15 protein-coding genes and 1 pseudogene are annotated in these 15,036 nt (G+C 60.2%); 2 read left to right on the top strand and 14 right to left on the bottom strand.

Annotated features, from left to right (window positions below; all coding sequences use genetic code 11):
- Positions 1-2 precede the first annotated feature (2 nt).
- From KBY02_RS12650 to KBY02_RS12630, 5 genes and pseudogenes are all read right to left on the bottom strand, one after another.
- Positions 3-848: an amidohydrolase family protein gene (locus tag KBY02_RS12650; protein WP_024639647.1), complete on the bottom strand. Its 846-nt coding sequence runs from the start codon at positions 846-848 to the stop codon at positions 3-5.
- Positions 849-903: 55 nt separating this feature from the next.
- Positions 904-2,190 carry an MFS transporter gene (locus KBY02_RS12645; RefSeq protein ID WP_003404995.1) on the bottom strand — a complete coding sequence of 429 codons (1,287 nt, stop codon included), beginning with the start codon at positions 2,188-2,190 and terminating at the stop codon, positions 904-906.
- Positions 2,191-2,239: 49 nt separating this feature from the next.
- The gene (locus KBY02_RS12640; RefSeq protein ID WP_003404996.1) at positions 2,240-2,971 is read right to left on the bottom strand and encodes a GntR family transcriptional regulator; all 732 of its coding nucleotides are present in this window, start codon (positions 2,969-2,971) and stop codon (positions 2,240-2,242) included.
- Between the two features lie 125 nt (positions 2,972-3,096).
- A pseudogene (locus KBY02_RS12635) lies at positions 3,097-3,746 on the bottom strand (TIGR02646 family protein).
- Positions 3,733-5,082, bottom strand: coding sequence for an AAA family ATPase (locus tag KBY02_RS12630; protein ID WP_225650534.1), 1,350 nt, complete (start codon positions 5,080-5,082; stop codon positions 3,733-3,735). Before KBY02_RS12630 ends, KBY02_RS12635 begins: the two are co-directional and overlap by 14 nt.
- 243 nt (positions 5,083-5,325) lie before the next feature.
- Here KBY02_RS12630 and KBY02_RS12625 point away from each other — a divergent pair, with 243 nt between their 5' ends.
- Both KBY02_RS12625 and KBY02_RS12620 read left to right on the top strand, forming a co-directional pair.
- Complete coding sequence (locus KBY02_RS12625; RefSeq protein WP_011268247.1) at positions 5,326-6,522, top strand: MFS transporter; 1,197 nt, start codon at positions 5,326-5,328, stop codon at positions 6,520-6,522.
- Between the two features lie 227 nt (positions 6,523-6,749).
- The gene (locus KBY02_RS12620) at positions 6,750-7,496 is read left to right on the top strand and encodes a hypothetical protein (RefSeq protein ID WP_003405003.1); all 747 of its coding nucleotides are present in this window, start codon (positions 6,750-6,752) and stop codon (positions 7,494-7,496) included.
- A gap of 43 nt (positions 7,497-7,539) precedes the next feature.
- Here the strand turns inward: KBY02_RS12620 and KBY02_RS12615 are convergent, their stop codons facing one another.
- The 9 genes from KBY02_RS12615 to KBY02_RS12575 all read right to left on the bottom strand — a co-directional run bounded on the left by KBY02_RS12615 (position 7,540) and on the right by KBY02_RS12575 (position 15,033).
- The gene (locus tag KBY02_RS12615; protein ID WP_024639649.1) at positions 7,540-8,262 is read right to left on the bottom strand and encodes an alpha/beta hydrolase; all 723 of its coding nucleotides are present in this window, start codon (positions 8,260-8,262) and stop codon (positions 7,540-7,542) included.
- A 74-nt stretch (positions 8,263-8,336) separates the two neighbouring features.
- Positions 8,337-10,664, bottom strand: a complete 2,328-nt coding sequence (gene gspD, locus KBY02_RS12610) for a type II secretion system secretin GspD (protein WP_225650533.1) — start codon at positions 10,662-10,664, stop codon at positions 8,337-8,339.
- Entirely contained in the window at positions 10,664-11,194 is a 531-nt protein-coding gene (locus KBY02_RS12605) for a general secretion pathway protein GspN (protein WP_003405008.1), read from the bottom strand. The genes gspD and KBY02_RS12605 overlap by 1 nt, the downstream gene beginning before the upstream one ends.
- The gene (gene gspM / locus KBY02_RS12600; protein WP_058822211.1) at positions 11,191-11,802 is read right to left on the bottom strand and encodes a type II secretion system protein GspM; all 612 of its coding nucleotides are present in this window, start codon (positions 11,800-11,802) and stop codon (positions 11,191-11,193) included. Before gspM ends, KBY02_RS12605 begins: the two co-directional genes overlap by 4 nt.
- Complete coding sequence (locus tag KBY02_RS12595; protein ID WP_011268250.1) at positions 11,777-12,871, bottom strand: type II secretion system protein GspL; 1,095 nt, start codon at positions 12,869-12,871, stop codon at positions 11,777-11,779. The genes gspM and KBY02_RS12595 overlap by 26 nt, the downstream gene beginning before the upstream one ends.
- Positions 12,868-13,602 carry a general secretion pathway protein GspK gene (locus KBY02_RS12590; RefSeq protein ID WP_024652445.1) on the bottom strand — a complete coding sequence of 245 codons (735 nt, stop codon included), beginning with the start codon at positions 13,600-13,602 and terminating at the stop codon, positions 12,868-12,870. The genes KBY02_RS12595 and KBY02_RS12590 overlap by 4 nt, the downstream gene beginning before the upstream one ends.
- A complete protein-coding gene (locus KBY02_RS12585) occupies positions 13,599-14,231 on the bottom strand; it encodes a prepilin-type N-terminal cleavage/methylation domain-containing protein (protein ID WP_003405015.1) in 633 nt (210 codons plus the stop codon). Before KBY02_RS12585 ends, KBY02_RS12590 begins: the two co-directional genes overlap by 4 nt.
- Positions 14,228-14,599 (bottom strand): type II secretion system protein, encoded by a 372-nt coding sequence (locus tag KBY02_RS12580; protein ID WP_011268251.1) that lies wholly within the window; start codon positions 14,597-14,599, stop codon positions 14,228-14,230. The genes KBY02_RS12585 and KBY02_RS12580 overlap by 4 nt, the downstream gene beginning before the upstream one ends.
- Positions 14,599-15,033: a prepilin-type N-terminal cleavage/methylation domain-containing protein gene (locus tag KBY02_RS12575; protein WP_003411575.1), complete on the bottom strand. Its 435-nt coding sequence runs from the start codon at positions 15,031-15,033 to the stop codon at positions 14,599-14,601. Before KBY02_RS12575 ends, KBY02_RS12580 begins: the two co-directional genes overlap by 1 nt.
- Positions 15,034-15,036 lie beyond the last annotated feature (3 nt).

Below are 15,036 nucleotides of genomic sequence, written 5' to 3'. Positions count from 1 at the left end.
GCTCAGATTTCCACCGGCAGGAAATCGAACAGTGCCTGCGGAGCCTCGACCAACATAATGCGCTTGAGCGGGTCCGGGCAGTCGAGCGCGCGGAACTGCTCGACCACATCGGTGTAGCTGACCACGTGCTCATGCTGGGTGTGTGGCCAGTCGCTGCCCCATACCAGCCGGCGCGGACCAAAGCTTTGCAGCAGCAACGGCAATGCCGCGCGAGCGAACGCCGCGTTCTGCTCGACACTGCCGCCCAGACGGTAGATTGCCGAAACCTTCATCCACAACTGCCCGCTCAGGCCCAACTCCAGCAAGGCCTGGAAGGCCGGATCAGCAACACCAGGACGCGCATCGGGCCGCCCGAAATGGTCAATCACCAGCTTGCAACCGAACGGCAGCAACTGCCGGATCAGCCCTGGCAGGTCAGCGACCTCGCGGTGCAGTTCGACATGCCAGCCGAGCGTCCAGATGTGTTTGAACAGCGTTTTCCATTCCGACGCGGAGAAGTCCGGCAGCGGCTTGCCGATCAGGTTCAAGCGGATGCCGACGATGCCCAGCCCGGCCATACGCTGCAACACGCCGCGACTGATGTCCGTGTCGACCACGGCCACGCCGCGCAAGCGGTCCGGAGCCTGCGCCAGGGCGTCGAGCAGAAACCGGTTGTCAGTGCCCAGAAAACTGGGCTGGACCAACACGCCGTGGCTCAAGCCATGTTCGCTCAGATTGGCCAGATAGGCGTGCACCGTCGCGTCGTAGTCCGGACTGTAACGTCGTCCTGACGCCAGACTCAAATCCTTGCTGAAGACATGTGCGTGGGCATCGATGCCCAGCATTGGTGTGGTACAGGAATCAATCATGGGTCCGTCTACAAGAAGTCAACGCGGCGCCGCAACGCCGCGGATGAGAGGATTTTCAAGCCTGCTGCGCTGCGCCCTTGTCCAGTGGTTCGGCAACCGGCGGCGTGGCCTCGAGGTTGCGCCCACGGGTTTCCGGCAGACAGAACGCAGCAATCATCGCCACGCCATAGGCAATGCCGGCGTCGATTCCGATGGCGCTGCCGAGCGACATTGACTGGCTCATATGCCCCACCAGAAACGGGAACACTGCCGACAGCACACGCCCGAAGTTGTAGCAGAAGCCCACCCCGGCACCCCGCACCTCTGCCGGGTACAGCTCGTTGAAAAACGAGCCGAGGCTGGCCGGAATGCCTGCGGCAAAGAAGCCCAGCGGAAAGCCGAGAAACAGCATCTGTGTGTTGCTCAACGGCAGCATCAAGTAGCACTGCACGGTGACCACGCAGCACAAGGCGAACAGCATGATGTTCTTGCGTCGACCAATACGGTCGATCAACAGGCCGCTGCACACGCAACCGCACCAGAAGGCAACGATAATGACCGCCAGATAGCCGCCGGAACTGAGCACGGACAGGTTGCGCTCGGTTTTGAGGAAGGTCGGCAACCAGGTCATGACCGCGTGATAACCGCCGTGCGCACCGAGGCCCAGCAAGCCACCGAGCAAGGTAACGCGCAGCAGCTCGGGGCGAAAAATCCCGGCCATCGATCTGAAGAAACTGCCCTTCGGCGCAGCGCTTTTCTGCATGCGCTGAAAACTGTCCGGCTCTTCGACGTTGCGTCGCACCCAGATGATCATCAGGGCAGGCAACAGGCCGACAAAGAACATCACCCGCCAGGCGATATCCTCCGGCACAAATGAATAAATCAGGGTAAACAGCACCACCGCCAGCCCCCAACCCACGGCCCAGGCACTTTGCACAGTGGCCATGACTTTGCCGCGGTAGCGGGACTGGATCGTCTCGGCCATCAACACCGCGCCTGCCGCCCACTCGCCACCGATACCAAAGCCCTGCAGTGCCTTGACGATCAGCAATTGGTTGAAACCGGTCACGAACGCAGACAAAAAGGTAAACAAGGAAAACCACAGGATCATCCACTGCAGCGTGCGCACCCGGCCGTAGCGGTCGGACAGCGTCCCGCCCACCCAACCACCCAACGCGGAGGTCACCAGCGTTACCGCACTGATCAGGCCGGCATCGCCCTTGGTCAGGGCAAAGGCAGCAATCAGGGCCGGAATGGCCAGACCGAACATCTGCACTTCCAGCGCGTCCAGCGACCAGCCGCCAAAACAGGCCCAGAAGGTCTTGCGCTCTTTGGAAGTGACATCGCGATACCAGCTGAACATGGCTTTTATCCTTATGGGCGTTGAACAGCTTGGGCAGGCTGCAGCGCTGTCAGCGAATTTCCACGCTGTAGCGGAAATGACTGGCGTGCCCTCGCGAACGACGCCATTCCAGAGGTTCACCCGCGTAATTGAGCGCCAGGCGTTCGATGACCACCACCGCACTGCCGACCGGAATCTGCAGCAGCCGGCCGTACACGTCGTTGACCGTCTCGGCCGTCAGGCTTTCTTGCGCACAGGCGACCACCTGACCGCAGGCGTCTTCGTAGATCGGATAAAGCAATGGCCCCTGCGTATCGAGGTCAAGCTCCAGCAATGCCTGAAACCGCGCACGTGGCAGCCAGATCTCTTCGGCCAGCACCGGCTGGCCATCCATCAACCGCAAGCGGACCATACGAATCACCGGGGCACCGGCGGCCATCCCCAGCGCCTGAGCGACCGACGAAGGCGCGTCCACAGGCTCGACGGACAAAATCCGGCTTTCCGGCACCCGGCGTTCACCCGCTTCGGTTTGAAAACGGAAAAAACGAAACAGCGAAGACTGAAACTGCGCACGACGAATGAACGTGCCACGCCCCTGCTGACGCTCCAGAATGTTGTCACTGACCAGCAGATCAATGGCCTTGCGCACCGTGCCGGTGGACAGGCAATACTCGGCAGACAAAGCCGCTTCGGTAGGAATCGCCTCACCCGGACGCCAGCGATTGTTGGCGATCTGTTGCGCCAGGCTGTCGCGCAGGCGCTGATAAAGCGGTAGACGTTCGTCGCTGGAAAGCTTGTTCATTATTTTATTCATCCAGTCATCTATATGAATTTTCAAGCAGATTGATTATTGAGGCGATGCCGTAAAGCGTCAAGAACCGGCAGTCAGCCGGCTATCGAGGTATGAATCGCGTCTGGAGGGCTGATTCAGGAATAGCGAGCGGCCTGGATACTACGAATCACATTGACCAGCACCGGGGAGAAGGCCTGAAGCAAACGCTGAGCGTCTGATTCAAGAAGCTCATCCTTTAACAGGTCAAGGACATCATCTTCTTCAACCAATAGTTCGCCAGGATTCATGCTGCAGGAGAACAGCAGTGCATCAATCATCCTCTTGCGCTCACCTACGAGGCCTCGGTTCGAGTCATGAGTATCACCCAGATTAAGTGCCTTGATACTGACGCGTGCCCGAGCCGTTAAGCCTGCCACCAGACCCGAAAGCTCAAACTGCAGCTCGCTTTCACATTCGCTCATCAACGGTGTAAGCGGTAGAGGCTGACGACCATGGGCATCGTCACACCGTCCGGCCTTGGTGCAACTCGCAACAATATTGTTGAAGTCCAGCGTGCGGTGCGGGCAAGATGCTGTGCTTCGATATGTTCATTGCAGGCACTGCCCTTCTCGACGGTGATTCTGCAGCAGCAATAGGCGCACAAACCATGCTGCTCGATAACACAGGTATGACGAATGGCATCCTTGAGATCGTCATGCCCCACGAGGTCCGCGTATTTCTTTCCCTTGTTCGCGCGCTTCCATTTCTCCAGCACCGCGAGGGTTCCCTTTTCAATCTTTCTCACGACGTATTTCCAGCTTGCGAATCAGTAACGAAGCCCTGGCCAGTTCAATGTGATCTGCAGGTAACTGGTCGGCCAGCACTCCGTAAAGAGTACGAGCCTCATCAAGCTCGCCCCTGATCAAAAAGTGCTGCATCTCGTCCAGACAGGTCTGAACTGCCTCGTTGCGAATGCCGGTGTCCATGACACTCGACAGAACCTGATTGGCATCAAGGCCATAAAGACTGTCCTGCTCGCGTAACTCGCCATCGTCCATGACGTACACCAGCACATCCTTGCTATCGCTGATAACCAACGGCGAATGAGTGGTCAGGAGAAACTGGCAATTGGGGAACGTTGTAGTGAGTTGGGCGATGAGACTGCGCTGCCATTTTGGGTGCAAGTGCAGATCGACTTCATCAATCAGGACAATGCCATTGCCTTGCAATGGGTTTTCAAGGGCCGGACTCATCATGGCGAGGCGTCTGGCGATGTCGCCGACGAGCGCCATCATGGATTTTTCGCCTTGGGACAGCTGTAAGACATTCAATGTCTCACCATGTTTATCTATCGTCATGTGAGCCTGAGGCTGACGGCGAACTCGCAAATTCGCAAAAGCAGGCATGAAAGCATAGATGGCTGATCGAACAGCTGTCAGTTCTCGATCACGAGAAGACTCGTTCAACCTGAGTAGAACTTCGTACTCTATGCTGTCTGGTCCATGTTTTTGCTGAGCACGCATCAGTGTGTCAGATGATACGCCATTCTCGTTCTCTCGATCCTCTCTATCTCGAAACCACTCGAAGAACTGTCGAAAATCCACACCTCGACTAAGCGCGTCTTCATATCCGTCGAGTTGTCTGTAAGGAGGACGAAAAGGCGCCTCAAGCGGAATATCAACGACTGAACGTTCGGCAGGATAGTAGGCGATCAATGGCAAAGAAGTCGCACCACTGTCTGTGAGCAGTGTTCGGTAACCGTCAGCTAGAAGTGCCAGATGAATCAAGTTCGTTCTCGATTCCACTTTACGCCCAGGACGGACTGAGGAAAGTTGCCACCCAAACTGCGCGCGGTCTGCAAACGGGAAAGACTCGGAAAGCAGTATGCTGACTTCTGAGAAGTCGGCGTTATTTTTTATTCTTTCTAAAGCAACCTTTTTTCCTGCTCCCCTTTCAGATCGAATTCTTGCGATCAACCAAGTGAGCAGAGTGCTCAGGGATTCCAGCAACGTCGTCTTCCCCGCACCATTGTTTCCGACCAGCACCGTCACCTTCGACGCATGATTTTCGGTAGGCGCCAGAGCGACTTCCAGATCGCTGAAACGCCCCACGTTAACGAGCTTGAAGCTTTTGATTTCCATGAAGGTCCCTGAGGGGATTGGTCCAGAACACAATGACGGTCGGCATTATGGCACTCCTGCACGCTCCGTGAAGGCCTCGCCATAAAACGACTTACATCAAATCATCATTCCCGGAAATATCCTGTATCAACTCGCCGCACCTACTTAATGGCCGACAAAACCGTTAGCCTGCGCTGCATCGATCAAAAACCGTCTGACAGACACGCTTTCACGTCTGGCAGTCCCTGCTCAAGCGAGACTTTCATGCCCCACTCGTCCCAATCCCCGCACAACGCTATGACCATGACCCCGGCCATGGTCATGCTGTTCGCCTTCTGCTGCGGCGCGATTGTCGCCAACATCTACTACGCACAGCCGATCATCGAGCTGATTGCGCCGGACATCGGGCTGTCGAGCACGGCGGCCAGTCTGATTGTCTCGTTGACGCAGATCGGTTACGCCCTGGGTTTGTTCTTTCTGGTGCCGCTGGGTGACTTGCTGGAGAACCGCAGGCTGATGCTGGTGACGACTGTCGTCGCGATTCTCAGCCTGCTGGGTGCCGCCTTCGCCGAGCAGCCGAATGTGTTTTTGCTGGTCTCGCTGCTGGTGGGCTTCAGTTCAGTATCGGTGCAGATGCTCATTCCGTTGGCGGCGCATCTGGCTCCGGAGGAGTCGCGTGGGCGGGTCGTTGGCGGGATCATGGGCGGACTGCTGCTGGGGATTCTGCTGGCGCGGCCGATTGCCAGTCTGGTGGCCGACCATTTCGGCTGGCGGGCGGTGTTTGGATCGGCGGCCGTGGTGATGATCGGCATCAGCGTGGTACTGGCGACCACCATGCCAAAACGCCTCCCGGATCATCGCGCGTCCTACGGCCAGTTGCTGTTCTCGCTGTGGACTCTCCTTCGTACCCAGCCGGTGCTGCGTCAGCGTGCCTTTTATCAGGCGTGCATGTTCGCAACCTTCAGCCTGTTCTGGACCGCCGTCCCGCTGGAGCTGTCACGCAATCATGGGCTGTCGCAAACGCAGATCGCGATCTTCGCCCTGATCGGCGCGATCGGCGCCATTGCCGCGCCCATCAGCGGCCGACTGGCAGACGCTGGCTACACCCGCATCGCCTCACTGGGCGCGCTGCTGTTCGGCGCGCTGAGCTTTCTTCCCGGCCTGGTTCATCCAGCGTACAGCGTGATTGGCCTGGCCATAACGGGCGTAGTGCTGGATTTCTGCGTGCAGACCAGCATGGTCCTGGGCCAGCGCACGGTCTACGCGCTGGATGCCGCCAGCCGCAGCCGCCTCAACGCGCTGTACATGACCAGTATTTTCATCGGCGGCGCGATTGGCTCGGCAGTCGCCAGCCCACTGTTTGATCACGGTGGCTGGACCTGGGTACTGATCGCCGGCACGGCACTGCCGCTGATTGCACTGCTCGCGCTGCTCAGGGATCGATCCAGGCAGAATGCGTAAACGCTGCACTTTGTAACTGATTTACAGGATAATGCCGCGGCAATGGCATCGGCCATTGCCCTTCTGGCTCTCTCTCGCACCTAAAGGCTCGCGTATCCGACACCTCTGGATCTGCGCGATTGAACACGGATTGTACAGACGCCTCATCCCAAGGCCCCGAATCCGTCGATACTGCTTTTCAAGCGCATCGGCACGCACTTGCGCAACCCGAACAAGGCATAACAGCAATGGACGCAGCACCACGAACAAGCAAGATTTCCGCGATTTTCGCCAAGATATCGCTCGGCATCAGCGGTATGATCGGGGCTATATGGAGCATCTTCACCTACCTTTTCCCGGACCCGGCCGTTCTTGGCCTCAGTATTGACTTCATAAACTGGAAGACACTGGTCATTATCGTCGGCACCGGCATGGTGATAAGCGGGCTGTACATCGCAATCATGGCCAGAAAGCTTCCATCGCCGCTCAAGCTCGGCGTCTGGCTGGCACTGTCACTATTTCTCTGCGCGGTGTTTTTCAAACTGGGCGGCGAATACGCTAAACCTTCGGTCGATTTCGCCCGCGCTCAGACACTGTTCACCGAGAACGAAAGCGCCAACCTGTTCGGCAAGCGCTCCGAGACCGTCGACAACGTAAGTATGGAGTTGCTGGGTTGTGACCAGAACGGCCAGTCGCCTACCTGCATGCTGGAGCTGATCAATAAAAGTGCCGATCGCGACTTCAGGTTTCTCAACCCGATCAGCCTGTTCGAAGAAACCGGCGGTGCGCTGGGGCTTTCGCAACTGCGTGTCGGCGATGCAAAGTTCGATCGCTGGGACAGCTTCCAGTTGATCCGCAACGTGCCTACCCGCGTGACACTGATCTTTGAAGCGACCAAGGGCCGTGTGAAGCAGTCACCTGCCTTGAAGCTGACCTTCCGCGATCGCGAGAACAAGGACAACGTGCTCAAGTTCAACGAGGTCAAGGTCAACTAGTTGACCGAAGATTGAGCGTCGCCCCCTCGGACGACGCACGTATTCACTGGCGGTTTGACTGCTTCAACCAAGCCGCCAGATCCATCACTTCAGCCTCGTTGATGCTGTGCCCCATGCCTTCATAGGCATGTAACTGTGGCGTCAGACCGAGCGTTTTCAACGTCGCCTCGGCTTGCGGTGCACTGGCATAGGCTACCTGGCGATCCTGGGTGCCGTGACCGATGAATACGCTCAGGGCCTTGAGGTCGTCGGAGGTTTTGACCTCGGACTTCACGACCGGCAGCAGCCGTCCGCTCAATGCCGCAAAACCGCCGACCAGTTTTGGCTGTCGCAGGGCAACTTCGTAACTCATCATGGCGCCCTGGCTGAAACCGATCAGGAAGACCTTGCCAGGCTGCGTGTGAAACTTTTCAGTGGCCTTGCCAATGAACGCAGCCAGCTGGGTACCGCTGCTTTTCAGGTCTTCGGTCACACCGTCATAATCCGCGACGCCGGGCTTCTGGGTGAACCACTTGTAGCTGTCAGCACGCAACTCCATCGGCGCCTGTACCGACACATAGTTGTAGTCGGCCGGAAGCTCTTCCTTGAGCCCGAACAGGTCGGCGGCATTGCTGCCGTAGCCGTGGATGAAAATCACCAGCGGCTGGTCAGGCTTGTCGACATTGGTCTGCGCGAGATAATCGAGCGGCAGGTCCGTGTGCAAGGTGTCCTGCGCCTGCGCCATTGCGGTAAAGGCAAACAGTAAGGCAGCGAAAAATCTCAGCATCTGTTCATGACCTCTGTTTGACGCCGCCCAAAGGCAGCGTCGTGAGTGGGCGTGGTGGCAGCAATCAACCTGCGTCAGTTCTGCATGCTGGTCCGCGAAACTTCCGGCTTGATCAGTTGCATCTGCTGACGGTAATCATCCGTCACCTGACGCGCCTGGCTGCTGCTGGTAATGACTCGCGGCGTGATCAGCACGATCAGTTCGGTACGGTTCTTGGACTTGCTGGTATTGCCGAACAGCCATCTCAAGCCCGGGATGCGTCCCAGATAAGGTACGGCACTGACCGACTCGGCGTTATCCTGCTTGATCAAACCGCCCAGCAGTACGGTCTGACCACTCTGCGCAGCCACCTGCGTGGCGACCGAGCGGGTGGAGATACGCGGATTGCCGTTGGCGTCGTTGCCAGTGGTATCGGTGTCGGCACTGCTGACCTGCTGCTGAATGTCCATATACACCAGCCCGCCCGGGTTGATGCGCGGCACGACGTCGAGAATCACGCCGGTCTGCACATATTCGACGCTGCTTAATGTAGTGTCGGTGGAAGAGTTGGTGTTGATCGAGGTCTGGCTGATCGGGATATTGTCGCCGACCTGAATCTGCGCCTGCTGGTTGTTCATCACCACCAGCGACGGTGCCGACAGGACCTGGGTACGCCCATTGGTTTCCAGCGCTCGCAAGGCGACTTGCAGGTTGTTGCTGACGAAGGAGTAGAAGAACGCGTCAGTAGAGGCCAGCGCCGCCCCGCCAGTACCAATCGCGCCCTGACTGCCTGAGGTGTTGGTGACGTTGCCGGTGGTACCCGAGTTGCCCGCCAGACGCCCGAGGTACCACTGCACCCCCATATCCAGCTCGCCCGTGAGCTGAACTTCCAGAATGCGCGTCTCGATCTGCACTTGCAGCGGTGGATTATCGAGGCGCTTGATGGCCGACTCGATCTCCTTCCACTGCGCCGGGCGGGTGCGCACCAGTAACTGGTTGCTGCTCTTCTGCGCAGTGATGCGCGTGCTGGCGTCCAGAGACTTGTTGTTGCCGCCAGACCCGCTGCCGTCCTGGCTGGCCGAATCCGAATCGCCGCTGCTCTGATCGTCGCCTTCCGATTCGCTGTCGCCATTGGTCTGGCTGTTGTTCATGCCTTGACTGTTGCCAAAACCTCCGCCATTGCTCAGGCCGCTGCCGGTACCGCCCAGCCCGTTGGAGCTGCTCATGCCGCCCACACCGCTGCCGCCACTGGAGTTGAGCGACGACAAGGTGGTGGTGCGCAGGCCCGGTGCAACCTTGGCCGCAGCGTCTTCCTTGATGGCGCCGGTGCCGTAAATCTGCCGCAGGTATTTGGCCAGATCGGTGGCCTTCATGTTGCGCACGTCATACACGTACATCTGCGGCTCGTTGCCACCGCCCTCATCGATGGTGTGAATCCACTCGCCGACTTCGTGCAGGTATTCAGGCTGCGAGGAAATCGCCACCACCGAGTTGGTCCGCTCGATCGGCAGGAAACGCACCATGCCCGCCAGCGGCATGCCGCTTTCCGGGCCGAACATTTTCTGCAGCTCGGGCATCAGTTCGCCAACCGAGGCACGTTGCAGGCCGAAAACACCGACAGACATGCCTTTGAGCCAGTCCACATCGAAGGTGTCGATGGTGTCCTGATAGTTGGCCAGCTCTTCCGGAGTACCGGCCAGGCTGAGCACGTTGCGCGCCGGGTCGACCAGCAGAAAGGCGTTTTCCCGGGCGAACGGCTTGAGCAGCTTCTGCATCTCGGTCGCCGAGATGTAGCGCAGCGGGAACAGCCGCGCCGACATGCCGGCCGAAGGTTGCGCCACGCGCACTTCCGGGACCAGTTTGCCCGCTACCGCCTGATTCGACGGCAGGATCACGTAGCGGTTGCCCTGCTTGATCATCGCGTTGTCGGTCCAGGACAGCAGCGTCTCGAGAATCGACAGCGCCTGCTGCTTGTTGACCGGCTTGGACGTCGAGAAGCTCACATCGCCCTTCACACCCTGGGCAATGCTGTAATTCTCGTGCAGCAGATCGCCCATGATGCTGTTGATCACCGCCTGAATCGGCTGATTGGTGAAGTTGAAGACGATGTCACCGGTCTCGGCCTGACGCGCTGCGGGAGCTGCGGCTGGCTGACGGATGAAACGCTGGTTGCCTTTGATGATCTGCCGCTGCGGCGAGCTCGTCGTCTGCTGGGAAGGTGGCTCGACGGGCGGTCTTTCGCTGCGCGGGTCTACCGGCGGACGTTGTGAACCGGTTCCCTGGAGCGCTTCCTGCAGCATGCCATTGTCGGGATCGAGTGTGTCTGACTGTGACGCGCAGCCGCCAAGGGCGACGGCGGTGGCCAGGCAAAGCAAGGGTGTGCGCAAGGTAGCGATGGCAGGAACTCCAGAAAAGGTACCCATCACAGGGTGGAATCGTTGGTTAAGGTAATCGGCGGTGTATTCGACGGCGGCGGCAGACGCAGCGCGGGCAGGCGCAGGACTTGCGTGCGGTCATCGAGTTTGAACGTAGCCTGGGTCGGCTCCAGACGGTCCAGCGTCCAGCCATTGGGCAAGCGATCGCCCTGACGGACTTTCAATGCCGGACCGCTGGCCTGCTTGAGCAATGCCACACGCAAGGAGCCGTCCATGATCACTCCGGTCAGGGTCAGGCCAGCCAGATTGCTGGCTTGTGCATCGGCTTTGCGAACGGCCACGTCAGGGCTGCGATCCGGACTGAACAGCGGGGTTTTCCAGGTATTGGCGAGGCTGTCGAGTGTCGCCGACGGCGCACTGTGGACCTGCGCCCTCTGATCGACCGGGTTGCGCGGTGCCTGCTCGGGCAGCCAGTCCGGTGAGTGCGCAGCGCCGCTGAAGACCAGTGCGATCAAGGCTGCCAGCACTGCAGCGAAAGCCAGCAATGCCCACTCCAGCGGACGTAATGAACCGATCATTGCTCGCCCTCCCCGGCACTGGCCGGTTGCAGGTAGCCGCGCACCAGCAGATGCACCACCAGTTTGCCGGCAGCACCGCTGGCCGGAGCGTTGGCGTCGCGACGCATACTCATCTCGTCAATGAACAGAAACGGACGCTGATACTCCAGCGCATGCAGGATCGCAGTCAATGGTTCGATGGCGCAGTTCAGGGTCAGGCTGACCTTGACCTGCCGGTATGGCTCGGCACTGTCCTGCTCCGGGGTGATCGGCATGCGCTGGGTCAACTCGCAGCCGCCGCCGGTGCTGGCCTGGCTACTGATCAGGTCGGCAATGCGCTGCATCAGATCGGCTGCCACGGCACTGGGATCCTCGCCCGGCAGCAGGCTGGTGCTGCTGGCCGGATCACGGCGGGCCTGCTCCAGTTGCTCGCGCAACGAATCACCCTGCTGCAGAAGGCCCGCGTAACGCTGCTGCTGTTCGCGCAACTGGTCGGTCTGCTCGTTGATGTCGCGCAGCGGCCCGGCGAACCAGCTGTCGATCAACAACCAGTAAGCCAGGCACAGCACCAGGGCTAGAATCACCAGGGCAGCGCCCCGCCGCTCACGGCTTGTCAGTGGACGGCGCATCGGCGTTCTCCTGCTGCTGGTTCTGGTGCAAATGCGCGCGCAGGGAATACTGATCCTTGCCGGTTTTGGTGTCGGGCTGGATCACCCCCTGAAACTGCGCATTATCCAGACTTCGGCAGTCCTTGACGCGGCCGATCAGCGCACTGGCCTTGGCGCTCTGGCCGGAAAAGGCCACCTCGGCACTGTCGCTGATTTCCATATGCTCGATCCAGGTGTCCGAAGGCAGGCAGGCGGTCAGCTCGCTGAGCAGCGCCGAGAGCGGCGGCTGCGCCGCCTTGCGGCGCAACAGGTAGTTGGCGGCGCCCAGGGTGTTGGTCAGTTGCTGGCGCAGTTGTTGGACCTCGCCAACCTGAGCCTTCTGCTCCTTGACGCTGGCCTGCATGTCCTCGAGCAGGCTCTGCCGGTCGTTCAGCCACAGCAACATGGCGCTCAGCAGCAGGCCGGCACACAGCCAGATCAGCCCGCGCTGCAAGCGATGGCCGGAGCGCGACTGTTGCGGGCGCAGTGGCATCGGCAGCAGATCAATCCCCATGCGCTGCCCTGCAGTCAGGTGCTCAGCACCCACATCCGTGCCGACGTCGACGGCATCGGGACGCAAGCCCCGCTCGGCGCACTCACTGAGTATCGCGTCCAGCCGCTCGCGCAGGATTGCCACCAGCGTGACCTGCACAAAGCTGGCGCTGCGACTGTCCTGACGGGCGACGAAGTACAACTGACCAGCGTCAAATGGTGTGAAACGATCCAGCTCGTAGCCGACCACGGTCGACAGATTGCGTGCCGCAGCCGCAGGAAGCTGCAGGGTCTGCAACAGCACAGCCGACGGCGGCAACAGCAATACCCGCCGCACCTGGGGCGATGCGTCCGGCAGCGGCTCGACCAATGGCCAGACAAGCGCCTGCTCCACGGTCTCGCGGCCCAGCCATCGACGCACACGCGGCGGCAGGCAGGCGCGAAGCTCCGCCACCCACCATTGCCAGGCGTGTTGCGCCGGACTGCCACGCCACTGCCGGGCGACCTGTTCGCGTAACGCGTAAACAGGCGCCAGACGTGCAGAAACTGATGAATTCATTCTTGCCAACGCAACACCCTGTAGGGTTGTGCGCCTCCCTCCGATGGGCTCAATAAAACAGTGGTCTGTAACAGGGCGGTCACGCCGCCCGGTCGTTCTGCGCGCGTGTCGATGGCCAGTACCTCACCGGGGTCGGCTCCAACCGCGCTCTGGTTCGGCAGGTTCAAGGCCCGACGCAGCAACGCCGAAGCGAACGCCGGGTCGGGCCGATCCAGGCCGCTCCATAATGTTATTTCCGGCAACAGCCGAACATACAGCGCCTGGTTCATGCCCGGCAGCTGGCGAACTTCCTCTACCACCCGCAGCGGTGACTGACCGCCATTGCGCTGCGACTCCAGCACCTGGGCGATACCGCTGGCCTGATTCTTGGCCGCGCCACAGGCCTGCAGCAGACGCGATATATCCGCGACCGGCGCGCTGTTGAGGTCCAGCTTGCCCCTCTCGCTTCTGATGCTCACCAGCAGTTGCGTATCATCCATACGCAACGAGACCACACGCCCGTCAGCAATCCAGCGTTTGCGCTGCGCAGCATCGAGCAAGCCCTGTACAGCCATATTCATGCCAGCTTCGGCCGCCATCAGCGCCTGGGTATTTTGCCGCAACCAGAGCGACTGTCGACTCTCCAGTTGCACCCACCCGGCCAGCCCGCCGAGCAACAGGCTCAGCAGCGCCAGCACCCAGAGCACCACTAGCAGCGCAACACCACGCTGCGATTGGCCCGTCATGTTCATTCGCCGCCCGCCCCGCCGGACAGGTCCAGACGCAGGGCCACAACCTCAGAGACCCATTTCACTGCGCCATGGGTCTGCATGTCGATACGCACCGCACCCGGCAAGCGATTCGGCCAGGGCCATTCGGCCATCCAGCCGGTCGGCTTGCCCTTGGGCGTCAGCCCGCGATAACTGAACGTCAACGACTCGACGTTTTGCAGCAATACCTGAGGCTCACCCCAGGGTTTGAGGGCAATGCCATTTGCACTGGACAGAACCTGAGCGAACGACACTTGCAAAGACCGATGGTCTTGCGGCCCCTTGAGCTCCAGGCTGTGAACCTGGATACCGCCGCCCAATTCGCCCGGCAGCGTTGCGACAAACCGCAACTGCTGCGCCGAGCCTTCAAAAAAACCGCTGTTGACGTCATCTTCGCCAGACGTGTCCAGCGGCAGCGCCTGAGCGATCGAGCTGCGCAGAAACGCTTGCGCGGCGCGGATCTCGTCCAGGTTCACGGTGTAGCGCTCAGCCTTGAGCACGGCACGATTGGCCCCCAGCAACGCCCCGGCCACCAGTACCAGCAACACGCCGAGCAGGCTGATCACCAGCAGCACTTCCAGCAGCGTGAAGCCACGCTGGGCGCGCCTCATGACCCCGCCCCGCTGACAGCGCCGCGTAATTTAAACGTGCTGAACTGCGCCTTGCGCTGATGCTCACTGAGCATCAGGTCGAGACGGAACATCCTCGCCTGACCGTTGGCACCCGGCAGCTGACGGATATCCAGTGTCCAGTCGATGCCTGCGAGTTTCCCCTGCCGCGTACCGTTTTCCAGCGGACCGGCGCTTTCCTGATCCATTATCGTGCGTGCCGCATGGCTGAGCCGGTCGCTGCGCGCCACCTGCTGCAGAGAGCGCGCACTTTGCCCGAACGCCACCAGCAGAACACCGCTGCACACCGCCATGACGGTCAGTGCAGCAAGCATTTCCAGCAGGGTGAACCCCGACTGCGATGTTTTCATTAAAGCGTCCGGACCTGGACGCTGCCGGTCAGCCAGCCAATATCAATACGCCAGCGTCGGTCGCCGTCAGCGACCACCACGTTGCCGCCACTGGAGCCGCCGTCCGGGTAGAACTCCACAGCGGAGCCAAGATCGGACGCAGTCTGCATGGTCACGCGCAGACTTTCCGGCCAGTGCATCTCGCGCTTGCCGGGCGCCTTGAAGGTCGCCTTGCGCAGATTGAATTCGGTGCGCGCCGGCTGACCGGTGACAATCGCGCGCACTCTGGTGGCCCGTAGCGCTTCGACCATGTCACCGACCGCGCGCCGTTCACTGGCGGTGCTCAAACCCTGTTGCAGACCGAACCCCACCAGACCGACGGCAATGCTCATCAACACCAGCACCACCAGCATTTCCATGAGGGTAAAACCCCGGCTTGCGACAGGCGTTCTCATGCC

This window comes from Pseudomonas sp. P129 (genome assembly GCF_020312195.1).
GTDB classification, from domain to species: domain Bacteria; phylum Pseudomonadota; class Gammaproteobacteria; order Pseudomonadales; family Pseudomonadaceae; genus Aquipseudomonas; species Aquipseudomonas fragariae.
The sequence above is the reverse complement of the archived record's forward strand: the minus strand, read 5'-3'. Positions and strand labels throughout refer to the sequence as shown.